The organism is Burkholderia sp. KCJ3K979, from assembly GCF_016759955.1.
Classification (GTDB): Bacteria; Pseudomonadota; Gammaproteobacteria; order Burkholderiales; family Burkholderiaceae; genus Burkholderia; species Burkholderia orbicola.
The window spans coordinates 1-22,788 of record NZ_JACFYV010000096.1 but is presented as its reverse complement, the minus strand read 5'-3'; the positions used below and the strand labels follow the sequence as shown (position 1 = coordinate 22,788).

The 22,788-nt window shown below is 66.4% G+C and carries 20 protein-coding genes; 4 read left to right on the top strand and 16 right to left on the bottom strand.

Translation table 11 applies throughout. From position 1 onward, the window contains the following. Positions 1–230 precede the first annotated feature (230 nt). The 5 genes from H3O04_RS20355 to H3O04_RS20335 form a co-directional block, all read right to left on the bottom strand. Complete coding sequence (locus H3O04_RS20355; protein ID WP_006477399.1) at positions 231–1,652, bottom strand: DUF2957 domain-containing protein; 1,422 nt, start codon at positions 1,650–1,652, stop codon at positions 231–233. Between the two features lie 434 nt (positions 1,653–2,086). Continuing rightward, positions 2,087–3,037: an N-acetyl-gamma-glutamyl-phosphate reductase gene (gene argC, locus H3O04_RS20350; protein WP_202588326.1), complete on the bottom strand. Its 951-nt coding sequence runs from the start codon at positions 3,035–3,037 to the stop codon at positions 2,087–2,089. 166 nt (positions 3,038–3,203) lie between these two features. Next, positions 3,204–3,776, bottom strand: a complete 573-nt coding sequence (locus H3O04_RS20345) for a flavodoxin family protein (protein WP_011546661.1) — start codon at positions 3,774–3,776, stop codon at positions 3,204–3,206. Between the two features lie 211 nt (positions 3,777–3,987). After that, a complete protein-coding gene (locus H3O04_RS20340) occupies positions 3,988–4,584 on the bottom strand; it encodes a YbhB/YbcL family Raf kinase inhibitor-like protein (protein ID WP_011546660.1) in 597 nt (198 codons plus the stop codon). A 240-nt stretch (positions 4,585–4,824) separates the two neighbouring features. Next, a complete protein-coding gene (locus H3O04_RS20335; protein WP_011546659.1) occupies positions 4,825–5,511 on the bottom strand; it encodes an orotate phosphoribosyltransferase in 687 nt (228 codons plus the stop codon). Between the two features lie 459 nt (positions 5,512–5,970). Here H3O04_RS20335 and H3O04_RS20330 point away from each other — a divergent pair, with 459 nt between their 5' ends. Next, positions 5,971–8,241 (top strand): NADP-dependent malic enzyme, encoded by a 2,271-nt coding sequence (locus H3O04_RS20330; protein ID WP_006477404.1) that lies wholly within the window; start codon positions 5,971–5,973, stop codon positions 8,239–8,241. Between the two features lie 150 nt (positions 8,242–8,391). Here H3O04_RS20330 and H3O04_RS20325 read toward each other — a convergent pair whose 3' ends face one another. Further along, on the bottom strand, positions 8,392–11,982 hold the full coding sequence (locus tag H3O04_RS20325) for an indolepyruvate ferredoxin oxidoreductase family protein (protein ID WP_202588325.1): 3,591 nt from the start codon (positions 11,980–11,982) through the stop codon (positions 8,392–8,394). Between the two features lie 330 nt (positions 11,983–12,312). On the opposite strand from H3O04_RS20325, the gene H3O04_RS20320 reads away from it, so the two are divergent. Continuing rightward, on the top strand, positions 12,313–12,507 hold the full coding sequence (locus H3O04_RS20320; RefSeq protein WP_012327745.1) for a hypothetical protein: 195 nt from the start codon (positions 12,313–12,315) through the stop codon (positions 12,505–12,507). Positions 12,508–12,644: 137 nt separating this feature from the next. Here the strand turns inward: H3O04_RS20320 and hppD are convergent, their stop codons facing one another. Further along, positions 12,645–13,742, bottom strand: coding sequence for a 4-hydroxyphenylpyruvate dioxygenase (gene hppD, locus H3O04_RS20315; protein WP_006477405.1), 1,098 nt, complete (start codon positions 13,740–13,742; stop codon positions 12,645–12,647). A 214-nt stretch (positions 13,743–13,956) separates the two neighbouring features. On the opposite strand from hppD, the gene H3O04_RS20310 reads away from it, so the two are divergent. Beyond that, positions 13,957–14,481 (top strand): Lrp/AsnC family transcriptional regulator, encoded by a 525-nt coding sequence (locus tag H3O04_RS20310; RefSeq protein ID WP_011546655.1) that lies wholly within the window; start codon positions 13,957–13,959, stop codon positions 14,479–14,481. A gap of 75 nt (positions 14,482–14,556) precedes the next feature. On the opposite strand, the gene H3O04_RS20305 is transcribed toward H3O04_RS20310, so the two are convergent. The 8 genes from H3O04_RS20305 to paaA form a co-directional block, all read right to left on the bottom strand. Next, a complete protein-coding gene (locus H3O04_RS20305) occupies positions 14,557–15,204 on the bottom strand; it encodes a GNAT family N-acetyltransferase (RefSeq protein ID WP_023476804.1) in 648 nt (215 codons plus the stop codon). Between the two features lie 232 nt (positions 15,205–15,436). Next, positions 15,437–16,042 (bottom strand): TetR/AcrR family transcriptional regulator, encoded by a 606-nt coding sequence (locus H3O04_RS20300; protein ID WP_006482923.1) that lies wholly within the window; start codon positions 16,040–16,042, stop codon positions 15,437–15,439. A gap of 16 nt (positions 16,043–16,058) precedes the next feature. Further along, the gene (locus tag H3O04_RS20295; RefSeq protein WP_202588324.1) at positions 16,059–16,880 is read right to left on the bottom strand and encodes a DUF1835 domain-containing protein; all 822 of its coding nucleotides are present in this window, start codon (positions 16,878–16,880) and stop codon (positions 16,059–16,061) included. A 129-nt stretch (positions 16,881–17,009) separates the two neighbouring features. Further along, positions 17,010–18,098, bottom strand: coding sequence for a 1,2-phenylacetyl-CoA epoxidase subunit PaaE (gene paaE / locus H3O04_RS20290; RefSeq protein WP_074801586.1), 1,089 nt, complete (start codon positions 18,096–18,098; stop codon positions 17,010–17,012). 2 nt (positions 18,099–18,100) lie between these two features. Then, complete coding sequence (gene paaD / locus H3O04_RS20285) at positions 18,101–18,664, bottom strand: 1,2-phenylacetyl-CoA epoxidase subunit PaaD (RefSeq protein ID WP_053524988.1); 564 nt, start codon at positions 18,662–18,664, stop codon at positions 18,101–18,103. A gap of 25 nt (positions 18,665–18,689) precedes the next feature. Further along, entirely contained in the window at positions 18,690–19,493 is an 804-nt protein-coding gene (paaC, locus tag H3O04_RS20280) for a 1,2-phenylacetyl-CoA epoxidase subunit PaaC (protein ID WP_202588323.1), read from the bottom strand. 10 nt (positions 19,494–19,503) lie between these two features. Continuing rightward, positions 19,504–19,788: a 1,2-phenylacetyl-CoA epoxidase subunit PaaB gene (gene paaB / locus H3O04_RS20275; protein WP_006482881.1), complete on the bottom strand. Its 285-nt coding sequence runs from the start codon at positions 19,786–19,788 to the stop codon at positions 19,504–19,506. 36 nt (positions 19,789–19,824) lie between these two features. Next, positions 19,825–20,823 carry a 1,2-phenylacetyl-CoA epoxidase subunit PaaA gene (paaA, locus tag H3O04_RS20270; RefSeq protein WP_006477414.1) on the bottom strand — a complete coding sequence of 333 codons (999 nt, stop codon included), beginning with the start codon at positions 20,821–20,823 and terminating at the stop codon, positions 19,825–19,827. Positions 20,824–21,029: 206 nt separating this feature from the next. Here paaA and H3O04_RS20265 point away from each other — a divergent pair, with 206 nt between their 5' ends. Continuing rightward, positions 21,030–22,295 carry an SGNH/GDSL hydrolase family protein gene (locus H3O04_RS20265; protein ID WP_202588322.1) on the top strand — a complete coding sequence of 422 codons (1,266 nt, stop codon included), beginning with the start codon at positions 21,030–21,032 and terminating at the stop codon, positions 22,293–22,295. Between the two features lie 160 nt (positions 22,296–22,455). Here the strand turns inward: H3O04_RS20265 and H3O04_RS20260 are convergent, their stop codons facing one another. Then, entirely contained in the window at positions 22,456–22,662 is a 207-nt protein-coding gene (locus tag H3O04_RS20260; RefSeq protein WP_162595495.1) for a hypothetical protein, read from the bottom strand. Between the last annotated feature and the right edge of the window lie 126 nt (positions 22,663–22,788).

Sequence of the window (22,788 nt, the reverse complement as noted above, 5' to 3'; positions counted from 1 at the left end):
GGGGCGGATTGTCGCTACCGCCGCCGCATGCGGAAAGAAGGGGGGCGGCAAGGGCCGCCGCCAGAATGAGGTTGCGCTTCATGTTGCTCCTCCAGATTTGTCTTTGTGCGGCGGCCAGCTCCCTGTCGGCCGCTTCTGTTGGTCGTACTCGTCCTGCCTGCGCCGTGCCGAGCGCCTTCGTGCCTTCCCTGCCATCCGCGGCGGCAGGCCGGCCGCCGCGTCCTCGATCGCTACTTGCTGATCTGCGCGCCCACGCCGAAGTACGGGGTCGACGACGTCGTCGAATTCGCCGACGTCGACGTGACGCCGCCGTTCACCGTGCCCTGGATCAGCGCCGCATACAGGCCGCCCGTCGCGATCACCACGCCCGATGCGGACGGGTAGCTCGCGCCGCTCGGCGGGGTGGTCTTCGCGTTCAGCAGGCCCGGCGTCGTCTGGCCGTAGTCGAGCGTGAAGCCGTCTTCCTCGGCTTGCGTGGACGGGTTGATGAACGACGCGTTGCTGCCGCGGATCAGCGCGGCCGTGTACTTGAAGTTCGAGTCCGCGCCCGCGTAGCCGCCATCGATCGTGCCCGACGTGACGGCCGTCGCCGCGCCGAGCACCGCGATGCCCGATTCGTCGTCGACCTGCGCGTCGAGGTGCAGCGGCGGCGTGCCGAGATTCACGTTGCCCGTGCGCACGATCACCGGCACCGTCGCGCCGTTGAGCTGGCCGATCACCATGTGCGCGGTCGCCGACTTGCCGGTCGCGCCGACGATCGGCAGTTGCGTCTGCGGCAGCGTCTGCGGCGCCTTGGTGCTGTCGAAGTAGCCGCCGTTCGCGCTCGTCTTCCACGGATCGCCGGTGGTCTGGCAGCCGCCCGACCCGCTCGACGTGCACGCGCCGTTCGCGTCGAACGTCTCGCTCGAGTTCGAGCCCTTCGTCGCGTAGTTGCCCGACGGCACGAGGTGGTAGAGCAGCGCGTTGTACGTGCCCGGCAGCTTCGAGAGGTCGGTCGTCGTGTTCGCGAAGCCGAGGAACGGATAGAAGTCGAAGTGACGGTTCGGCACCTGGCCGACGTTCTGCACGACGCCCGGGATGATCGTCAGCCCGTCGTACTGGATCGTCGCGCCGGGAATGCCGCCGCCCGCCACGCCCATGCCGACCAGCAGCATCGGCGGGTTCGCCTGGTTGAAGTCGGCGGCCGTCGAATAGGTCGAGCCGTCCGGCGCGGGGCCGGTGCCCGGCGTGAGGACGAACGCGCAGCGCGTCTGCTCGGCGGTCGGCAGCGTGCCGGTCGGCGGGTGGATGACCTTGCCGGTGATGGTCGTGCCGACGCGGCTCGGCGTGACGGTGCCGGTCTTCAGCGGAATCGGCGATTCAAGCCACTTGAGCGTGTACGTCATCGCGACCGCGTCGATGTTGACGCTGACGATCTCGCCGCTCCCCGCGCCGCCGAGATACGTGCTCTTCACGATATCCGCGTTGGCCGGGCACAGTGCGCCGTTGATGGGCTGCGAAGGCGGCTGCCCTTGCGTGCCGCAACTCGAGCCGGAACATTGGGGCGCATTGATCGGCGCGAGCGCGCCGCCGGAGTCCCCCCCACCACATGCAACCAGGAAAGGGGCAATGGCAAAGGCCGTTGCCACCCCCTTCGATAAGGCGTGCGACATGCCGCTGTCTCCAATCGTTTAATTGTGCGAGCTAATGTCGCTGCCTGGGTTTTTGCTGTCAATTGATGAACCCGTCTAAAAAAGGCGATTGAAACGGGAGTCGCGATTTGAATCCTTGCCCGATAAGGCAATGAGTAAGAATTTAAACGCGAGACAGGCTGCCGAAAGCTGCCGGAGTGGGGGATGCGCGACGCCCGGCACGCTCTCGCAGCGCCTTCCTGCGTATAACGGCAGTGTTTAAATCGACGGGTATCCGGTTTATCCCTATTCGGGATTGACTGGATGAGGAGGGGCTGGATTAATTCACTTGTAATCGCGCAATGGAAAGCTTGTAAATATTTGTAAAGGCGCGATCCGGTGTTTTTATATATTGCCTGATACGGGTAAATAAAAAGCCGGCCAGTGGCCGGCTTTGCATGGCATGCGATGCTGAATCAGCGTTTGAGGCCCGCGTCCTCGGCCGCGCCGATGTTGAGGTTCATGCACTGGATCGCGGCGCCCGACGCGCCCTTGCCGAGGTTGTCGAGGCGCGCGACGGTGACGAAGCGCTCCGCGTTGCCGAACACGAACAGGTCGACGCGGTTCGTGTCGTTGTTCGCCTGCACGTCGAAGAAGCCGCTGTCGAGGTTGGCTTCCGCGTCGAACGGTGCGACGCGCACGAACGCCTCGTCCGCATAGTACTCGGCGAACACGCGCTGCACGTCCTGCGGCGTCGCGCGCTTCGCGAGCTGCTCGGGCGTGAAGTAGGTTGTCACCGCGAGGCCCTTCAGGAACGGGCCGACGATCGGCGTGAAGATCGGCGCGTTCGCGAGGCCCGTGTGCGCGGCCATTTCCGGCAGGTGCTTGTGCGTGAGGCCGAGCGCGTACGGGCGCGGGCTCGCGAGCTTGCCGCCCGGTGTGGCGCTTTCGTACTCGGCGATCATCGACTTGCCGCCGCCGCTGTAGCCGGTGATCGAGTAGCTGTGCGCGGCGAACGTCGGCGCGACGATGCCCGCATCGACGAGCGGACGCATCGCGAGCACGAACGCCGATGCGTGGCAGCCGGGCACCGCGATGCGCTTCGACGTACGAATCTTCTCGCGCTGCGCGCGGGTCAGCTCCGGCAGGCCGTACGCCCAGTCGGGATTCGTGCGGAACGCGGTGCTCGCATCGATCAGCGTGGTGTTCGGGTTCTCGACGAGCGACGCGGATTCGCGCGACGCGACGTCCGGCAGGCACAGGAACGTGACGTCCGACGCGTTGATCAGGCGGCGGCGCTCGTCGACGTCCTTGCGCTTCGCTTCATCGATGCGCAGGATCTCGATGTCGCTGCGTGCCGACAGGTATTCGAAGATCTTGAGGCCGGTCGTGCCTTCCTGGCCGTCGACAAAAACTTTGGTGCTCATTTCGCTCTCACTGAATGAAACGGGAGCCGCGGCGCCCTGAAACCGCCATTCTAAGACGTCATCCGGCGGCACTGCACCGCGCGGGGCGAAAAAAGACGGCCCGCGGGCCGTCCTGGTGTCCGTTTGACGCCCGCCGGCCCGCGCGCGGGCCGGGGAGGGGGCGTGCTCAGCGGGCGCCGGCGTCCCAGCGCGCCGTCGCTTCGGCGACGCGCCGGCCGAATGCCTTGCCGGTCTCGAGGTCGCCCGGCAGCGGCCCCTCGTCGGGCGTCGCATCCGCCGGCGACTGCGCGAGCAGGCCCGTGGAGCCGCCGAGGTAATTGATGTCGTTACGCGTGGCCGCCTTCGAGTTCGCCGGCATCAGGCTCGTGCCGACCCACACCATCCCATGCTGCATCGCCAGCGTGACGAAATATTGAATCGTCGAGAACTTGTCGCCGTTCATCGTCGCGGAGTTCGTGAAGCCCGCGGCGATCTTGTCCTTCCACTTCTGCGTAAACCACGCTTTCGACGTGGCATCGGCGAACTGCTTGAACTGTGCCGACGGGCCGCCCATGTAGGTGGGCGCGCCGAAGACGATCGCGTCGGCCGCGTCGAGCGCGGCCCAGCCTGCGTCGTCGAGGTCGCCGACGGCGATCAGGCGTACGTTCGCGCCGGCATCCTGCGCACCCGCGTGCACGGCTTCGGCCAGTTTCTGCGTATGACCGTAGCCGCTGTGATAGACGATGACGATGTTCGACATGAAGCGTTCTCCGGAAAGGGACGGGAACGGCGGACCGCAGGCTCGCCGCGTCACGCGTCGCCGGCAGGCGGCGCGACGGTCGCGCGGCAAGTCATGCCGTGACCGGTGACGACGAGTCTAGCAAGCCGAAATGACGAGACAACGTGCGTGCGCGGCGCACTGAAATTCGCGGTGGCCGGCAATCGCGGCGGCGGTGCCCGGCAGGACGTGGCTACTGCCCGTAAGTGACCGTGAGTTGCGCGGTGCCGATCGCGAGCGTGCCGATCTCGTGCTCGAACATCGGCGCAGGGCGGCCCTGCGAGACGCGCAGGTCGGTGCCTTTCAGCGCGTAGACGGTGATCACGTAGCGATGCGGCTTGCCGGGCGGCGGGCACGGGCCGCCGTAGCCGTCGAGCCCGAAGTCGTTGCGCGCCTCGCTCGCGCCGATGCGGCGCAGGAAGCCGGAGGCGCTGGCGTCGGCCGGCAGGCTCGTGACGGTCGCCGGGATGCCCGCGACGGCCCAGTGCCACCAGCCGTGCCCGGGCGCGTCGGGATCGAAGATCGTGACCGCATAGCCGCGCGTGCCGGGCGGCGGGTTGTGCCATGCGAGTTGCGGCGAGCGGTTCGCGCCCTTGCAGTCGCCGCGATCGAACACGTTCGCGAGCCGCACGCGCGCGCCGGGCGTCAGGTCGTCGCTCGTCACGGTGAACGGGCCTTCGGCACGCGCGGGCAGCGCCGCGAAAACGGCGGCGCACAGGAGGGCGGAGAGAAGAAACGGAGAAGGGCGACCCGATGGCGCAGGCGGAGTGATCCGGCGATCCACACGCATATGGCGCTTCTCCCGTCACGTGGGCCGGGCCGAACCGCCCGGCATTGTTGGCGTTGTATGTTGCCCGCAGCGCTGAGGGCGGCGATGGATCAAGTCTAGCATTAGGGTTCGATGAGCGACGCCCGCCGTCGCGCGCGATTGCGATGGGTCAGCGCGCCGGTCGACGGACGAAAAAAAACCGCCTGCGATCAAGCAGGCGGTTTTCTTGGCCAGTGCGCCGGCACGCGTGCCGGCGTGGCGTCATTCCTTCGGGGCCGTCGCGCCGCCGTGCGCGGCCGACCATTCGGCCGGTGCGTGCAGGAATTTCTCGACTTCGTCGAGCGTCTTCGTCTCGAAGTAGCCCGACGCTTTCGCGACGCGCAGCACGTCCCACCACGTCGCGAGCGCGTGCAGGTCGACGTCGATGTCCTTCAGGACCGACACGCTTTCCTTGAAGATGTCGTAGTGGAACAGCACGAAGCAGTGGTTCACCGTCGCGCCCGCGGTGCGCAGCGCGTTGACGAAGTTGATCTTGCTGCGGCTGTCGGTGGTCAGGTCTTCGACCAGCAGCACGCGCGAGCCTTCTTCCAGATGGCCTTCGATCTGCGCGTTGCGGCCGAAACCCTTCGGCTTTTTACGCACGTACTGCATCGGCACCATCATCCGGTCCGCGATCCAGGCCGCGAACGGGATGCCGGCCGTCTCGCCGCCCGCCACCGCGTCGATCTGCTCGAAGCCGATGTCGCGCGTGATCGTCGTTTCCGCCATTTCCATCAGCGCACGGCGCACGCGCGGATACGAGATCAGCTTGCGGCAGTCGATATAGACGGGGCTTGCCCAGCCGGACGTGAAGATGAACGGTTTTTCGGCATTGAAGTGCACCGCCTGCACTTCGAGCAGGATTTTGGCGGTCGTATCCGAGATCGACTGACGATCGTAGCCTGTCATGGGCATTCCTTGGGTGATGAGCGAGGAGCGGGCGCGGGCCCGGTGGCGCAGCAAGGGGAACCTGCCCGAAGGGCCGGGGCGCGATCGGCGGACCAATCGCATCGCTGCGCGCGTAGCCCGCTATTTTACCCGATTCAGGCCGGTTTTCGGCGGAATTCGCGCGGGTTCGCCATGCCGCTCACCACCGGCGAAACAAACGGGGCACGACCATCCGATGCTGATGCCGGGGATGCGGCGGTGCACCAACGGAGGTCATTTAGGGGGTGTACACTAGGCGGCCCTAAGAAATCGTTCAGTACTTTGGACCTTCCTCTTGCCATCCGCCAAGGTTCGATGGCGTGCCGATCCGGCGCGTCGCGGGCCGTCTCGCAGTCGACCATCCCCTCGATTCAAGCAGACGCGGCCGAAGGTGCTGTGTACTGAGTCGTCAATATTTCGCATGTCTCTCGCAGGTCAATCATGGACGAACAACTGAAGCAGGCCGCTCTCGCTTATCACCTGAACCCGAAACCCGGCAAGATTTCGGTCACCCCGACCAAGCCGCTGTCGAACCAGCTCGATCTGTCGCTCGCGTATTCGCCCGGCGTTGCCGCTGCGTGCGAGGCGATCCACGCCGATCCGCTCGACGCGCAGAAGTACACGTCGCGCGGCAACCTCGTCGGCGTCATCACGAACGGCACCGCCGTGCTCGGCCTCGGCAACATCGGCCCGCTGGCCGCGAAGCCGGTGATGGAAGGCAAGGGCTGCCTCTTCAAGAAATTCGCGGGCATCGACGTGTTCGACATCGAACTGTCGGAGTCCGACCCCGACAAGCTCGTCGAGGCGATCGCGATGCTCGAGCCGACGCTTGGCGGCATCAACCTCGAGGACATCAAGGCGCCGGAGTGCTTCTACATCGAGCAGAAGCTGCGCGAGCGCATGAAGATTCCCGTTTTCCACGACGACCAGCACGGCACCGCGATCATCGCGTCGGCTGCGATCCTGAACGGCCTGAAGGTCGTCGGCAAGAAGCTGTCGGAAGTGAAGCTCGTGTGTTCGGGCGCGGGCGCGGCGGCGATCGCGTGCCTGGACCTGCTGGTGAACCTCGGCCTCACGAAGTCGAACATCCTCGTCGCCGATTCGAAGGGCGTGATCTACGAAGGGCGCGGCAACCTCGATCCGTCGAAGCAGCGCTATGCGGCGAACACCGACGCGCGCACGCTTGCCGACGCGATCGTCGGCGCGGACGTATTCCTCGGCTGCTCGAGTGCGGGCGTGCTGAAGCAGGACATGGTCAAGACGATGGGCGAGCGCCCGCTGATCCTGGCGCTCGCGAACCCGGAACCGGAAATCCGCCCGGAAGACGCGAAGGCCGTGCGCCCGGACGCGATCGTCGCGACCGGCCGTTCGGACTACCCGAACCAGGTCAACAACGTGCTGTGCTTCCCGTTCATCTTCCGCGGCGCGCTCGACGTCGGCGCGACGACGATCACGGAAGAAATGAAGCTCGCGTGCGTGCGCGCGATCGCCGAGCTGGCCGAGGAAACCGACCAGAGCGAGGAAGTCGCGAAGGCGTATGAAGGCCATTCGCTCGAATTCGGGCCGGACTACCTGATTCCGAAGCCGTTCGACCCGCGCCTGATCATCAAGATCGCGCCGGCCGTGGCGCAAGCCGCGATGGATTCGGGCGTCGCCACGCGTCCGATCCAGGACATGGACGCGTACCGCGAGCAGCTCGGCGCGACCGTCTACCGCACCGGCATGGTGATGCGCCCGGTGTTCGCGGCCGCGAAGCAGAAGGAGGCCCGCATCGTGTTCGCCGAAGGCGAGGACGAGCGCGTGCTGCGCGCCGCACAGTTCGTGCTGCTGGAAAAGATCGCCAAGCCGATCATCGTCGGCCGTCCGTCGGTCGTCGACATGCGCTTGCAGAAGATCGGCTCGAAGCTGAAGGCCGGCGTCGATTTCGAAATCGTCGATCCGGAAGACGATGCGCGCTACCACCGCTACTGGCAGGCGTATCAGGAGATCGGCGCGCGCGACGGCGTGACGCCGGAAGTCGCGAAGGCCGCGATGCGCAAGTTCAACACGCTGATCGGCGCGATGCTCGTCCATCTGGGCGATGCGGACGGGATGATCTGCGGGATGATCGACACGTTCCACAGCCACCTGAAGTTCATCGAGCAGGTGCTGGGCCGCGCGAAGGGCGCCGAGCACTTCGCCGCGATGAACCTGCTGATGCTGCCGGGCCGCAACCTGTTCGTGTGCGACACGTACGTGAACGAGCTGCCGAGCGCCGACCAGCTCGCCGACATGACGATCCAGGCCGCGGCCGAGATCGAGCGCTTCGGCATCGCGCCGAAGGCCGCGCTGCTGTCGAACTCGAACTTCGGCAGCGCGCCGTCGGCGTCGTCGCGCCGGATGGCCGAGGCCCGCAAGCTGATCGTCGAACGTGCGCCGAACCTCGAAGTCGACGGCGAAATGCACGGCGACGCGGCGCTGTCGGAACTGATCCGCAAGCAGGCGTTCCCGGGCACGACGCTGTCGGGCGAAGCGAACCTGCTGATCATGCCGAACGTCGAAGCGGCGAACATCGCGTACAACCTGCTGAAGATGGTCGGCGGCGAAGGCGTGACGGTCGGCCCGTTCCTGCTCGGCGCGGCCAAGCCGGTCCACATCCTGACGCCGGCCGCGACCGTGCGCCGGATCATCAACATGACGGCCGTTGCCGCCGCGAACGTGAATACGAAGTAAGTCCACGCCCGCGTGTGCCGCGCGTTACTCGCGGCACAATGAAAAACGCCACGGAACCTGCGTTCCGTGGCGTTTTTTTTCGCCTGAACCGTAAAAGCGATGGCGGTGCGGAAAGGGCGTCCAGACCGCGAACGCCCGCCGCGCGCGCCCTTACGCGACCTGCTGGTGCGACTGCCCGCCTGCCGGCGAACGCCACTTCGCGAGCAGCGTGTCCCACTTCTGCCGCACCGCGCGCAGGTTGTTCTCCTTCACGTGGCCGTAGCCGCGAATGCCGTCCGGCAGCGCCGCGAGTTCGAGTGCGAGCGGGCGGTTGGCCGCGTTCAGCCGGGTCAGCACCTCGTCGATCAGCGTTTCGTACTCGCCGATCAGCGCGCGCTCGGTGCGGCGCTCCGCGGTGCGGCCGAACGGGTCGAGCCCCGTGCCGCGCAGGAACTTCGCCTTCGCGAGCAGCCGGAACGCCGACATCATCCACGGGCCGTACGCCTTCTTCACGAGATGGCCGTGGGCGTCCGTCTTCGCGAACAGCGGCGGCGCGAGATGGAATTTCAGCTTCCAGTCGCCTTCGAACTGCGCGGTCAGGCGCGCGAGGAACGCGGGGTCGGACTGCAGCCGCGCGACCTCGTACTCGTCCTTGTACGCCATCAGCTTGAACAGGTTGCGCGCGACCGCTTCGGTCAGCGGCTCCTGCACCGTGTCGCCGTCCGCCAGCGCACGCTCGGCGGCGCGCACCTTGTCGACGAAGGCCGCATAGCGCGACGCGTACGCGGCGTTCTGGTACGCGGTGAGGAACTCCACGCGCTTCGCGATCAGCGCGTCGACCGCCTTCTTCGTGTGCAGCGAGATCACCGTGGCGCCTTGCGCGGGGCGGGCGTCGCCGGCCACGGCCTGCTTCACGCTGGCGAGGTCGTACGCGGCGCGGCGGCCCCAGTCGAACGCCGCACGGTTCTTCTCGACCGACACCGCGTTCAGCTCGATCGCGCGTTCGAGCGACGCGAGCGTCAGCGGCAGCCAGCCTTTCTGCCACGCGTAGCCGAGCACGAACGGGTTCGTGTAGATCGCGTCGCCGAGTAGCGCGACCGCGAAGCGGTTCGCGTCGATGAAGTCCACCGCAACACCTGCGGCCGCGCGAATGTCGTTCTCGGCCGACAGGCCCGGGAACGCCCAGTTCGGGTTCTTGATGAACTCGGCGGTCGGCGTCTGCGCGCTGTTGACGACCACCCGCGTCGTGTCGTGGCGCATGCGCGACGTGCACTCGTCGCCGGCCGTGACGATCGCATCGCAACCGATCACGAGATCGGCTTCGCCCATCGCGATCCGCGTGGCGTGGATGTCGGTCGGCGCGTGCGAGATCTGCACGTGGCTCATCACGGCGCCGCCTTTCTGCGCGAGGCCGGTGACGTCGAGCACGGTCACGCCCTTGTTTTCCAGATGCGCGGCCATCCCGAGCAGCGCGCCGATCGTGACGACGCCCGTGCCGCCCACGCCGGTGACGAGCACGCCGTACGCGCGATCGATCGCCGGCAGCGTCGGTTCCGGAATCGGCGGCAATGCGCTGCCGTCGACCGACACGGCCTTCGGCTTCTTCAGCTGACCGCCCTCGACCGTGACGAAGCTCGGGCAGAACCCCTTCACGCACGAAAAGTCCTTGTTGCAGCTCGACTGGTTGATCTGGCGCTTCGTGCCGAATTCGGTTTCCAGCGGCTCGACCGACAGGCAGTTCGACTGCACCGAGCAGTCGCCGCAGCCTTCGCACACCGCGTCGTTGATCACGACGCGCTTGGCCGGGTCCGGATACGTGCCGCGTTTGCGGCGGCGGCGCTTCTCGGTCGCGCAGGTCTGGTCGTAGATCAGGATCGTCGTGCCTTCGATCTCGCGCAGCTCGCGCTGCACGTCGTCGAGCTGGTCGCGGTGATGGATCGTCACGCCCGGCGCGAGCAGCGCTTTCTGGCTGTCGTACTTTTCCGGCTCGTCGGTGACGATCACGATCTTCTTCGCGCCTTCGGACGCGAGCTGGTGCGTGATCTGCGGCACCGTCAGCACGCCGTCGACCGGCTGGCCGCCCGTCATCGCGACCGCGTCGTTGTATAGGATCTTGTAGGTGATGTTCGCCTTCGACGAGATCGCCGCGCGCACGGCCAGCAGGCCCGAGTGGAAGTAGGTGCCGTCGCCGAGGTTCGCGAACACGTGCTTTTCGTCGGTGAACGGCGCCTGGCCGATCCACGGCACGCCTTCGCCGCCCATCTGGCTGAAGGTGCTCGTGCTGCGGTCCATCCATACGGTCATGTAGTGGCAGCCGATGCCGGCGATCGCGCGCGAGCCTTCCGGCACGTTGGTCGACGTGTTGTGCGGGCAGCCCGAGCAGAACCACGGCTTGCGCTCGGTCTGCACGTGCGGCTTCGCGAGCGCCATTTCCTTCGCGTTGATCACCGCGAGCCGCGCGGCGATGCGCGCGCGCACGTCGGACGGCAATTCGAACTTCTCGAGCCGCGTCGCGATCGCCTTCGCGATGATCGCCGGCGACAGCTCGTAGTGCGCGGGCAGCAGCCAGTTGCCCATCGGCACCGACCATTCGCCGCCGGCGCCATCCTTCTCGTCGAACTTGCCGAACACGCGCGGGCGTTGCGCGTCGGGCCAGTTGTACAGCTCTTCCTTGATCGCGTATTCGAGGATCTGGCGCTTTTCCTCGACCACCAGGATTTCGTCGAGGCCGCGCGCGAATGCTTGCGCGCCCTGCGCTTCGAGCGGCCACACGCAGCCGACCTTGTACAGGCGGATACCGATCCGTGCGCAGGTTTCGTCATCGAGCCCGAGGTCGGTCAGCGCCTGGCGCACGTCCAGGTACGCCTTGCCGCCGGTCATGATCCCGAAGCGCGCGTGCGGCGAATCGATCTCGATCCGGTCGAGCTTGTTCGCCCGCACGTAGGCGAGCGCCGCGTACCACTTGTAGTCGAGCAGTCGCGCTTCCTGCACGAGCGGCGGATCGGGCCAGCGGATGTTCAGCCCGCCTTCCGGCAGGATGAAATCGGTCGGCAGCACGATCTCGGTGCGATGCGGGTCGATATCGACCGACGCCGACGATTCGACGACGTCCGTCACGCACTTGAGCGCGACCCACAGGCCCGAGTAGCGGCTCATCGCCCAGCCGTGCAGGCCGAAGTCGAGATATTCCTGCACGTTCGACGGGAACAGCACCGGCAGCCCGCAGGCCTTGAAGATGTGTTCGGACTGGTGCGCGAGCGTCGACGATTTCGCCGCGTGGTCGTCGCCGGCGAGCACCAGCACGCCGCCGTGCTGCGACGAGCCGGCCGAATTCGCGTGCTTGAAGACGTCGCCGGTGCGGTCGACGCCCGGGCCCTTGCCGTACCACATGCCGAACACGCCGTCGTATTTTGCGCCGGGGTACAGGTTCACCTGCTGCGAGCCCCACACGGCGGTGGCGGCGAGATCTTCGTTGAGGCCGGGCTGGAACACGATCTGGTGGGCGGCCAGGTGCTGCTTGGCTTTCCAGAGCGACAGATCGAGGCCGCCGAGCGGCGAGCCGCGGTAGCCGGAGATGAAGCCGGCCGTATTGAGACCGGCGGCGCGGTCGCGTTCCTGCTGGAGCATCGGCAGGCGCACGAGGGCCTGGATGCCGCTCATGTACGCGCGGCCGCGCTCCAGTGTGTATTTGTCGTCAAGCGTGACGGACTTCAGCGCGGCTTCTAGCGACGCGCGTTGGTCTGCGTCTAGCGGGGCATTCATTAACTGTCTCCTCCACCCGGTCTGGGATCACCAAAACTTCGGTTGCGTCGGCATCTTTTGGACGCGTCTGCAGTGGCCGGCATGTTCGCCGGTTTTAAGGGATGGTAGCACTGGGGCAAACCCGCCGCCCATCGGTCGCAACGCGGAGAGACGGGCGGCCGCACATTGAGAAACAGGGCGAGATGATGCGTTACATCATGTAAAAGCATGTAAAGCCGCGTTGATCTGCGGGCAAATGCCGTTAATCTTGTCGGCCTGCCGGAGGTGCCCGGCCGCGTGGGTTCGTTCCGACGCAGTCGGGGAGGCGCCGGCAGTTTTACAGGAGGTGCAATGAACACACGTCATATCCAGAGTTTCCTGATCGTGTCCGCCGCGTTTTTCTCGATGACCGGCCCGGTGCACGCGCGAGGCGCGAGCGCACTGGCGGCAGCCGGCGCGCAGATGCAGCAGATCGTGCCGGCTCAAGGCGCCGCGGCCCAGCCGTCGGCCGAGCGTGCCGCCGAATCGAAGGCGAGCGTGCGTTGATGCGATCGCGCGGCCCGCGGGCTGCGCCGGAATATGAAAAGGGCGGGAATCCTCGGATTCCCGCCCTTTTTCTTTGTGCTGCGCGGATGGTGCGGCCGCCCGGGTTGCCCGGCGCCGCCGCCGCGCGGCGGAAAGCGTCAGGCCTTGTCCTGCACGACGCCGCGACGGATCTGGTCGAGCTCGATCGATTCGAACAGCGCCTTGAAGTTGCCTTCGCCGAAGCCCTGATTACCCTTGCGCTGGATGATCTCGAAGAAGATCGGCCCGATCTGGTTCTCGGTGAAGATCTGCAGCAGCAGGTCGTCGCGCGCGCCGTCGATCAGGATCTTGCGCTTCTTCAGCTCGTCCAGCGATTCGCCGTGGTTCGGCACGCGGCGATCGACCAGTTCGTAATACGTGTCGATCGTGTCGAGCAGCTTCACTTCCTTGCTGCGCAGCCCGTCGACCGCCTGATAGATGTCGCTCGCGCCGAGCGCGATGTGCTGGATGCCTTCGCCGTGATACGCGTCCAGGTACTCCTGGATCTGGCCGGCCGTGTCCGAGCCTTCCTCGTTGATCGGGATGCGGATCTTGCCGCACGGCGACGTCATCGCCTTCGACTTCACGCCCGTCACCTTGCCTTCGATGTCGAAGTAGCGCACTTCGCGGAAGTTGAACAGGCGCTCGTAGAACTCGGCCCATTCCTGCATGCGGCCGCGATGCACGTTGTGCGTCAGGTGGTCGATGTAGGTGAGGCCGTGGCCGACCGGATTCGGGTTCGCGCCGGCAATCGGCTCGAAGTCGACGTCATAGATGCTGATGTCGCCGATCGCGCCCGGCTGCGCGCCGTTCTTGCCGCGCCAGCGGTCGACGAAATAGATCAGCGAATCGCCGATGCCCTTGATCGCCGGGATGTTCAACTCCATCGGGCCCGTCTTGTTGTCGAAGCCCCATGCGCCGAGTTCGAGCGCGCGCTGGTACGCCTTTGCCGCGTCCTGCACGCGGAACGCGATCGCGCAGATCGACGGGCCGTGCAGCCGCGCGAAGCGTTGCGCGAACGAATCGGGTTCGGCGTTGATGATGAAGTTGATGTCGCCCTGGCGGTACACCGTCACGTCCTTGTGGCGATGGCGCGCGATCGCGGTGAAACCCATCCGTTCGAACAGTTGTCCGAGTGCTTTCGGGTCCGGTGCCGTGTATTCGATGAATTCGAAGCCGTCGGTGCCGACGGGGTTGTCCCAGGTGGGGATCTGCATGTCGTGTCTCCTGTGCGGGGCGATCGGCCGGGGCGGCGTGCGCGTGCCCGGCGGGGTTCGATGTCGACGGCCGCGCCCGCAAGGCGCGTGTGCGGCGAGTCGAGACATGCGACAGAGTGTAGCGGGCGGCCGCGAGCGGAAACTTGCGAACTTAATCGCCCGCGCCTACGATGGCGCAATTTCCAGTCTCAAAATAATCAGTGGAGGGCAGAAGATGGCGCAAGCCGAATTGGATGCCATCGATCGGCGAATTCTCGCGATTCTTCAGGAGAACGGGCGCCTGTCGAACCAGGAGATCGCCGAGCGCGTGAACCTGTCGCCGAGCCCGTGCCTGCGGCGAATCCGGCGGCTCGAGGAAATGGGCGTGATCACCGGCTACGTCGCGCTGCTGAATCCGCAGAAGCTCGGGCTCGACCTGCTCGCGTACGTGAGCGTGCGGCTCGAAAAGCGCGGTGGCCTCGCGCCGATGCGGGCCGACGAGACGTCGGCGCGCGCGGGCGCGACCCACGCGGAGCTGTTTCGCGCGGCCGTGCAGACCTGGCCGGAAGTGGTCGCGTGCCACGCGATGACGGGCGACATGGATTACCTGTTGCGCGTGCAGGTCGAGGACATGGCGCATTTCTCCCGCTTCGTGCAGGAGCATCTGCTGCATCACCCGTCGGTGATCGACGTGAAAACGAGCTTCTCGCTCGACTGCTTCAAGGAAACGACGGCGTTGCCGATTCGTTCGGTGCGCTAGCTGGCGCGGCGGGAAAGGGAGGAGGGGGCGCCGGGCGCGCGGCAGGCGCAACCCGGCTGGCAGAGGCTACCGACGTCAGGCCGTCAGTGCGGAGGGCATCAGCGATTCGATGAACTTCGTCGTGCGGCGCGCCTGGCGCTTCATCGCGTAGTCGAACACCGCGGCCTGTTCCTGCAGCATCTCGGCGATGATCGTCGAGTGGTCGGCCGGCGGCAGCGACAGGTACGCATCGGCTTCGCCGTACGCATACTCGATCCGCATCCCGGACTTCTTCGCGATGTGCATCATCGTCGCGTTGCGCGACAGGCAATGCATGTACAGCATCGTCACGTGCGTGTTGCGGCTGCGGATCGCCGCGCGCTCGAACAGCTTCGAGCCGACCCCGCGGCCGCGCGCGCTTTCGAGCACCGACACGCCGAATTCGGCCGTGCGCTTGTCGCCCTCGGCCGGCAGATAGGCCAGATGACCGACGCCGATCAGTTCGAGGTCGTGGTCGAACACGCCGAACACGGTATCGCGACCGAAATCGATCGTGCGGACATAGTTCTCGATCACGTGGTCGGGCACCATCTGACCGAAGCGCAGCAGGCGGTCCTCTTCGTCGAGCGAGAGAAAGTGGGTGAGCATCTGCTCACGGTCTTTGGAAGCCAGTTCCCTGACGAGAACCGGCGCAGTACCGACCTTGCCGACAGCATCGGCACGGCCGTTGAATTGCGTGTTCATCGTGGGTTCCTCAGTGTGGCGCACAAGCGGGTTGTGCAATGCAACAGCATTTTACCCGAGCGGGGTTGGGGAAAACCCGTATTTGACGTTGTTTGTGCCGAGGAGGAATTCTAAATCCGCTTAGTTCATTCTATATCTGTTTGATTTTAAACGGATTTAAAATTCATCATATGAAATACGCGGCGAGCGGTCGCACTGTGCCCGGCGCGCAACGCATGCTGCTGCGCGGCAATCAGGCCGCCGTCGACAGCCCGCGCTCGATCAGGTCGATCACCTGTTCGGCGAAGTCGCGGTAGCCGAGGCGCCCGCCCGGCTTCAGCCACGTGAAGGTCCAGTTGATCATCCCGAACACCATCATCGTGACGGAGGTCTGGTTTTCCTTCGAGATGCGGTCGGGGTAGGCGCGCGCGAGCTGCCGCGTGAACGCCGCGACGATGTCGCGCTGGCGATCGAGCACGATTTCGCGCTGCGCGTCCTCCAGATATTTCACGTCGTTGAGTAGCGCGACGTGGCGGCTGTGCGACGTCTCGTACTCGGCGAGGAACGCGCGCACGAGTTCGGCGAACGCGTCGCGCTCGCTGAGGCCGCGCCGCTGGCTCGCGCCCTCGACCTCGGCGATGATCAGCATCAGCCGTTTCGTGTAGCGGTCGAGCAGGTCGAACAGGATCGCTTCCTTGCTCTCGTAATAGTGATAGAGCCGCGCCTTCGACGTGCCGCTCGCGGTCGCGAGATCGGACATCGACGTGCTCGGGTAGCTCGTCTGCGCGAATTTCTCGGCGGCCAGATCGAGGATCTGCTCGCGCTGGGATTCGTGGTCGGGCGCTCGGGTTCGGGCCATGGTCGAATGCGAAAGATTAGCGGTGCGCGGCGGCGCGGGCCGCGCGCACCTGCGTGGAAGAGAGGGCGTCGGGCGCGTCGTCCTGCAGCTCGAGCCGGCCGGCGGCCGCGAGTTCGCGGCAGCGCCACCACGCGATCGCGTCGCTGACGAACAGGCCGCCGCGGTCGGCGGCGGCCATGATGCTGCCGACGAGGTGTCGCGCGGGCTGCCAGTCGGCTGCCGTGCGCGCGACGATCAACGCGTCGAGATCGGCGTAGTGGCCACTCTTGATCGTGTTGCTGACCCAATAACGCAGTTCGGCGTTCAGATGCTTCGCCTCCTGCCATTCGAGCGCGAGGCGGCCGATGCGCAGGACCGAGACCGGCGCGGCCGCCGGCCGCTTGCGCGTCAGCTCCGCGGGCGAGAACATCCCGGTCGAGCACGCCTGGTCGGTGCGCGACAGCGCTGCGCGCGGCGCGGCGTCGAGGTCGGCGGCCGACAGCCGTACCTCGTTCAGGCGTTGCGGCACGTTGCGCAGGTGATAGGCGACGCGGCGCAGCAGCAGCTTGTCGCCGACGCTCGGCGCGTGCCACACGACGACCTGGCCGGCATCCGTCGCGAGCTGGTCGAGGCGCGCTAATTCGGCCTCGATTTCCGCGTTCCAGTCGGGAATCTGGTCGCCGAGCACGTGCTGCCAGAAGGCGGCGCGCGTGTCGGGCGTCTCGTCGACGCCCTTCAGCGGCCCGACGCCGAGATCGTCGAGCAACCCGACGACGCGCTCGTCGCGTCCGGCTTGCGCAAGGGCCTCACGCAGCGACGCGGCGGCGGTGCCGCCCTGAATCACATGAATGGTACTCATCGGCCTGTCGTCAACAAAAGAAAACCGCCGGCCGGGCGGACGTTGCGATGTCCAGCCGGCCGGCGGCCCCTAGTGTAAGCGAGATGTGTGACGACGAGAAACCGGTGCGTCGCGACGGTTCGACGCCGCTCAACGTTCGTCGAAGCTCACGACGACCTTGTCGCTGATCGGGTGGCACTGGCACGTCAGCACGAAACCGTCCCTGACTTCGTGCTCCTCGAGCGTGTAGTTCTTCTCCATCCGCACTTCGCCCTCGACCACCTTCGCGCGGCACGTGCAGCACACGCCGCCCTTGCACGCATACGGCAGCGCGAGGCCCGCGCGCAGGCCCACGTCGAGCAGGCTCACGCCTTCGTACGGCAGACGCAGCTTGCGCTTCTTGCCGTCGAGCACGATTTCGAGGTCGGCGGCGGGCGTCTGATCGGTGATCTCGACGACCGGTGCGCCGGCCTGCGGCAGCGGTGTGCCGAAACGCTCGACGTGCACCTTCGCCTGCGGCACGCCGGCCGCTTTCAGCGCGGCTTCGGCGGCGTCCATCATCGGCGCCGGGCCGCAGATGAACGCCTCGTCGATCGCGTCGGCCGGCGTCAGCGTCGCGAGGAATTCCGCGCATTTCGCCTGGTCGAGCACGCCGTTGAACAGCTCGACGTCCTGCAGGTCGTCCGACAGCACGTGATAGAGGACGAAGCGGTTCATGTAGCGGTTCTTCAGGTCCTCGAGCTCCTCCGCGAACATGATCGCGTCGACGCTGCGGTTGCCGTAGATCAGCGTGAACGTGCTGCGCGGCTCGAGCTCGAGCGTCGTCTTCACGATCGCGAGCACTGGCGTGATCCCCGAACCGCCGGAAAACGCGACGTACTGCTTGCCGTGGTCGGCGTTCAGGTGCGTGAAGAAGCGGCCGTCCGGCGTCATCACGTCGATCGTGTGGCCGGGCTTCAGCGTGTCGAACGCGAAGTTCGAGAAGCGGCCGCCGCGCACGCGCTTGATGCCGATGCGCAGTTCGCCGTCGCGGTCATAGTCCGTCGTGCCGACGCAGATCGAATACGAGCGGCGCGTCTCCTCGCCGTCGATGTGGGTCTTCAGTGTGACGAACTGGCCCTGCGTGAAGCGGTACGCGTCGCGCAGCTCGGGCGGCACGTCGAACGAGACGGTCACGGCGTCGGCGGTCTCGGGCCGCACGTCGCGGATACGCAGCGGATGAAATTGCGGGGTCGCCATATTCAGTAGGGTTTGAAGTAGTCGAAGGGTTCGCGGCAGTCGATGCAGCGATACAGCGCCTTGCACGCCGTGGACGCGAATTGCGCGAGACGTTCGGTGCGCGCGGAGCCGCAGCGCGGGCAGGCGGGCGCCGCGACCGGCCGCGGCACGAAGCGCACGACGTTCTCCCGCGGCGCGGCGCTGCCGCACTGGCCGACCGGCGGCGCGATGCCGTAGGCCCGCAGCTTGTCGCGCGCTTCCTGCGTGATCCAGTCGGTCGTCCACGCGGGGGCGAGCACCGTCTCGATCCGGTGCGGCGGCAGATCGGCGGCCTGCAGCGCGGCGGCGATGTCCTCGGCGATCTGCGACATCGCCGGGCAGCCCGAGTAGGTCGGCGTGATCACGACTTCGAGCTGGCCGTCGTCCGCGCGGCGGACGTCGCGCAGGATGCCGAGCTCGCGGATCGACACGACCGGGATCTCCGGATCGGGCACGGCTTCGAGCACGTCCCACGCGCGGGCGAGCAGCGGATCGTCGCGGTGCGCGGCGGGCGCGGCGTGGGCAGGGGCGGCGGTCTGGGCGGACATCGTCGGGCTCCGTGGCGTGGGCCGGTTACCAGCTCGCGCCGGGGTGCTGGCGCGCAAGGCTCTGCATTTCGGCGAGCAGGTAGCCCATGTGTTCCGAATGCTCGCCCTGCTTGCCGGTCGTCACATGTTTCACGGGCGCAGGCGGCGTGAGCGTGGCTTCGGCGAGTGCGTCTTCCACGTCCGCGCGCCACGCGGCCTCGATCGCGCCCGGTGCGGGGCCGATGTCCGCCGCGACGATCGCGTCGTCGATTTCATCGGCCGCGAAGAATTCGCGCGTGTACGGCATCAGATAGTCGAGCGCGGCCTGCGCGCGGCGGTGCGATTCGTCGGTGCCGTCGCCGAGGCGCACGAGCCACTCGCGCGCATGCTGGACGTGATAGCGGGTTTCCTTCACCGATTTCGCGGCGATCGCGGCCAGTTGCGTGTCGGTCGACGCCTCCAGCGCGCTCCACACGTGCAGCATCAGCGCCGCGTACAGGAAGTTGCGCACGATCGTCACCGCGTAGTCCTTGTCGGCGTGCGCGGTACCGGAGACGGGGCCATAGTGCGGCAACTCGGCGAGCGTGAAATTCGCGAACTCGCGCTCGGTGCGGAAGTACGCGTAATCGTCTTCCGTCTTCGTCGCGCCGGTGAGCTGGCGCTCGAGCTCGGCCGCGTGCGTATACAGCATGCGCGCCTGGCCGATGAGGTCGAGGCTCATGTTGGTGAGCGCGATGTCCTCCTCGAGGATCGGGCCGTGGCCGCACCATTCGGCGTTGCGCTGACCGAGGATCAGCGCATTGTCCGCGAGGCGCAGCACGTAGGAGAGGTGTTCAGGCGTGATCGTCATGGCGCGGGCGTTACATGTGGTTGACTTCGTCGGGCAGCGTATAGAACGTCGGGTGACGGTAGATCTTGTCGCCCGCCGGCTCGAACAGTTCGGCCTTCTCGCTCGGGTCCGACGCGGTGATCGCCGACGACGGCACCACCCAGATGCTCACGCCTTCCTGGCGACGCGTGTACACGTCGCGCGCCATGCGCAGCGCCATCGTCGCGTCGGCGGCGTGCAGGCTGCCGCAATGCTTGTGGTCGAGGCCCTGCTTGCTGCGCACGAACACTTCCCAGATCGGCCATTCCTTGTTCATCACTTTCTCCAGATTCCTGAATTCGAGGGGTGCCGCTCAGGCGGCGTGCTGTTCGGCGCGGGCGCGGCGCTTCGCTTCGTGCGCGAGCGCGGCTTCGCGCACCCAGGCGCCATCCTCGTGTGCTTTCACGCGCGTCGCGAGGCGTTCCTTGTTGCACGGGCCGTCGCCGTTGACCACGCGCCAGAATTCGTCCCAGTCGATCGTGCCGTAGTCGTGGTGGCCGCGCGCTTCGTTCCATTTCAGGTCGGGATCGGGCAGCGTCACGCCGAGCACCTTGGCCTGGTCGACCGTCGCGTCGACGAATTTCTGGCGCAGATCGTCGTTCGAGATCCGCTTGATGCCCCATTTCGCGGACTGACTGCTATGGACCGAATCGGCATCGCTCGGGCCGAACATCATCAGCACCGGCCACCACCAGCGGTCGACCGCCTGCTGGACCATCGCGCGTTGCGCGTCGCTGCCCTTCATCATCGACAGCAGCGCGTCGAAACCCTGGCGCTGGTGGAACGACTCTTCCTTGCACACGCGGATCATCGCGCGCGCGTACGGGCCGTACGTGCAGCGGCACAGCGGGATCTGGTTCATGATCGCGGCGCCGTCGACCAGCCAGCCGATCACGCCGACGTCGGCCCAGGTCGGCGTCGGGTAGTTGAAGATGCTCGAGTATTTCGCCTTGCCGGCGTGCAGCGCGTCGATCAGCGAGTCGCGCGATACGCCGAGCGTTTCGGCCGCGCTATAAAGATAGAGGCCGTGGCCGGCTTCGTCCTGCACCTTCGCGAGCAGGATCGCCTTGCGCTTCAGGCTCGGCGCGCGCGAGATCCAGTTGCCTTCCGGCAGCATGCCGACGACTTCGGAATGCGCGTGCTGCGAGATCTGGCGTACCAGCGTCTTGCGATACGCGTCGGGCATCCAGTCCTGCGGTTCGATCTTGCCGTCCGCGGCCATCACCGCATCGAACCGCGCCTGCTCGGGCGACTCGGCTGCGGCGTCGAGCGGCGCGACGTTGCCGGGGATGTCGAGGGATTGCGTGTACATGGCGAAAGCTCTCGTCCGGTTGAATGTGTGCGAAGTATAAACCAACCGACCGGTCGGTTAATAAATTTCTTGCGGATTTGCAGTGGGATTCGGGTAAACGAGGGAAGTCAGGGTGCGGTCAGGTGGGCGCAGCTACGGCTCCGCACGTGGTCTCGCGTCTTCGGCTTCTGCGGCACAATGCCCGCTTTCCGATGAGGATTTTGCCGATGTCATTTCGAAGCAGTTTCGCCGCGGCCGTGCTGGGTGCGGCCGTTCTCGTGGCGCCGCTTGCGGTGTCGGCCGCACCGGCCGGGTGGGTCGCCGCGTGGGCGACCGCGCTGCAGCCGATTCCCGATCTCGCCGCGCCGCCGCCGCTTTATCGCGCCCCCGACGTGGCCGGGCGGACCGTGCGCCAGATCGTCTACCCGACCGTGTCGGGACGCGCCGCGCGGATTCGCGTGAGCAATGCATACGGTCGCGCACCGCTGGTCATCGAGGCCGCGAGCCTCGCGCGCGCCGGCGACGGTGCTGCGCTCGCCGGCGGCGCGACGGTGCCGGTTCGGTTCGGCGGCAAGGCGTCGGTGACGCTCGCACCGGGCGCGGAGCTCGAAAGCGACCCGGTGACGATCGGCGTGACGGCCGCGCAGCCGTATGCGATCAGTCTCCAGATGGGGCCGGACCAGCGGATGATGGTCTGGCATCGCGTATCGAACCAGTTCAATTACGTGTCCGCGCCGGGTGATCACGTAGGCGATCCGGGTGCCGCCGACTTCCGGACCCGTTTTACCCAATATGCATGGGTGACCGAGTTGGCCGTCGACGCCGGCTCGGCGCACGCCAGCGTGGCGGCGATCGGCGATTCGATCACCGACGGGCTGCGCTCCAGCGTGAACCGGAACCGCCGCTGGCCGGACGCGCTCGCGCGCCGGCTGACGGCGTCGGGCGTCGATTCGATCGGTGTCGTGAATCTCGGCATCAGCGGGAACCGGCTGCTCAGCGATTCCGCTTGCTACGGCACGTCGCTGGCGTCGCGATTCGAGCGCGATGCGCTGTCGCGCTCCGGCGTGAAGGCGGCGATCGTGCTGATCGGGATCAACGACATCAACTTCGCGGCGATGCCGCCGCGTGCGGGGCTCGATTGCGATCACCCGCACACGCAGGTGACGGCCGCGTCGCTGATCGACGGCTATCGGCGCCTGATCGAGGCGGCGCACCGGCAGGGCGTGAAGGTGTTCGGCGCGACGCTCACGCCAGCGGCGTTGCCGGCCGGACGCGAGGCGATCCGCCTTGAGGTGAACCGGTGGATTCGCAGCGGCGGCGGGTTCGACGGCGTGGTGGACTTCGACGCGGTCCTGCGCGACCCGGCGCGCCCGAGCGTGCTGCAGCGCCGATACGATAGCGGCGACGGTATCCATCCGAGCGATGCGGGCTATACGGCGATGGCCGACGCGGTGCCGGTCGAGCGACTGCAGGTCGCGGTGGGCGGCAAGTGACGCACTTCTATATATAGAGAGGGAAAGGTTGCCGACGGCCTGCGGGCCGACAGCGCGACATCGTTCGTCGAGCGCAAAGCCTCCGTGCGCGGCAGCGCACGGAGGCTTTTTCAAACTTTCTTCACAAAGCGCTTGCGTGGACGGGGGCGGGTGCTTAGAATCACGCCTCTTTCGCGCCAACGGAAACGCGGCGCGGAAGGAAGGGAAGCAGTGCTGTTGAGCCTCGGCGGTAGCGAGCCTCGGCGGTACGGAAGTTGAGCCCCGCGGTCGCAACGAAGTCGTTCAGAAAGTTGTTGACGAGCTGCGAAACACGGTTCATAATCTCGCTTCTCTGCTGCTGAAAACGCAGCGCTGCTGAGGGGTTCAAGATTCCTCGCAGAAACGCTCTTTAAAAATTAACAGCCGATAAGTGTGGGCGCTTGATGGTAGCGAGCTGATCCTCGGATCAGATAGCGAAAGTATCAAGAGTCTCACACTAAAGTAAGTCAGGTTT

What these genes read in the sequence shown, in the direction of transcription:
- H3O04_RS20330 (WP_006477404.1), top strand. Translation starts at nt 5,971, where the DNA reads ATGGACGAACAACTGAAGCAGGCCGCTCTCGCTTATCACCTGAACCCG.
- paaD (WP_053524988.1), bottom strand. Translation starts at nt 18,664, where the DNA reads ATGTCCGCCCAGACCGCCGCCCCTGCCCACGCCGCGCCCGCCGCGCAC.
- H3O04_RS20295 (WP_202588324.1), bottom strand. Translation starts at nt 16,880, where the DNA reads ATGAGTACCATTCATGTGATTCAGGGCGGCACCGCCGCCGCGTCGCTG.
- paaA (WP_006477414.1), bottom strand. Translation starts at nt 20,823, where the DNA reads ATGTACACGCAATCCCTCGACATCCCCGGCAACGTCGCGCCGCTCGAC.
- H3O04_RS20355 (WP_006477399.1), bottom strand. Translation starts at nt 1,652, where the DNA reads ATGTCGCACGCCTTATCGAAGGGGGTGGCAACGGCCTTTGCCATTGCC.
- argC (WP_202588326.1), bottom strand. Translation starts at nt 3,037, where the DNA reads ATGAGCACCAAAGTTTTTGTCGACGGCCAGGAAGGCACGACCGGCCTC.
- paaC (WP_202588323.1), bottom strand. Translation starts at nt 19,493, where the DNA reads ATGACGATCACGCCTGAACACCTCTCCTACGTGCTGCGCCTCGCGGAC.
- H3O04_RS20310 (WP_011546655.1), top strand. Translation starts at nt 13,957, where the DNA reads ATGGCGCAAGCCGAATTGGATGCCATCGATCGGCGAATTCTCGCGATT.
- paaB (WP_006482881.1), bottom strand. Translation starts at nt 19,788, where the DNA reads ATGAACAAGGAATGGCCGATCTGGGAAGTGTTCGTGCGCAGCAAGCAG.
- H3O04_RS20320 (WP_012327745.1), top strand. Translation starts at nt 12,313, where the DNA reads ATGAACACACGTCATATCCAGAGTTTCCTGATCGTGTCCGCCGCGTTT.
- H3O04_RS20300 (WP_006482923.1), bottom strand. Translation starts at nt 16,042, where the DNA reads ATGGCCCGAACCCGAGCGCCCGACCACGAATCCCAGCGCGAGCAGATC.
- paaE (WP_074801586.1), bottom strand. Translation starts at nt 18,098, where the DNA reads ATGGCGACCCCGCAATTTCATCCGCTGCGTATCCGCGACGTGCGGCCC.
- hppD (WP_006477405.1), bottom strand. Translation starts at nt 13,742, where the DNA reads ATGCAGATCCCCACCTGGGACAACCCCGTCGGCACCGACGGCTTCGAA.
- H3O04_RS20325 (WP_202588325.1), bottom strand. Translation starts at nt 11,982, where the DNA reads ATGAATGCCCCGCTAGACGCAGACCAACGCGCGTCGCTAGAAGCCGCG.
- H3O04_RS20265 (WP_202588322.1), top strand. Translation starts at nt 21,030, where the DNA reads ATGTCATTTCGAAGCAGTTTCGCCGCGGCCGTGCTGGGTGCGGCCGTT.
- H3O04_RS20305 (WP_023476804.1), bottom strand. Translation starts at nt 15,204, where the DNA reads ATGAACACGCAATTCAACGGCCGTGCCGATGCTGTCGGCAAGGTCGGT.
- H3O04_RS20340 (WP_011546660.1), bottom strand. Translation starts at nt 4,584, where the DNA reads ATGCGTGTGGATCGCCGGATCACTCCGCCTGCGCCATCGGGTCGCCCT.
- H3O04_RS20335 (WP_011546659.1), bottom strand. Translation starts at nt 5,511, where the DNA reads ATGACAGGCTACGATCGTCAGTCGATCTCGGATACGACCGCCAAAATC.
- H3O04_RS20345 (WP_011546661.1), bottom strand. Translation starts at nt 3,776, where the DNA reads ATGTCGAACATCGTCATCGTCTATCACAGCGGCTACGGTCATACGCAG.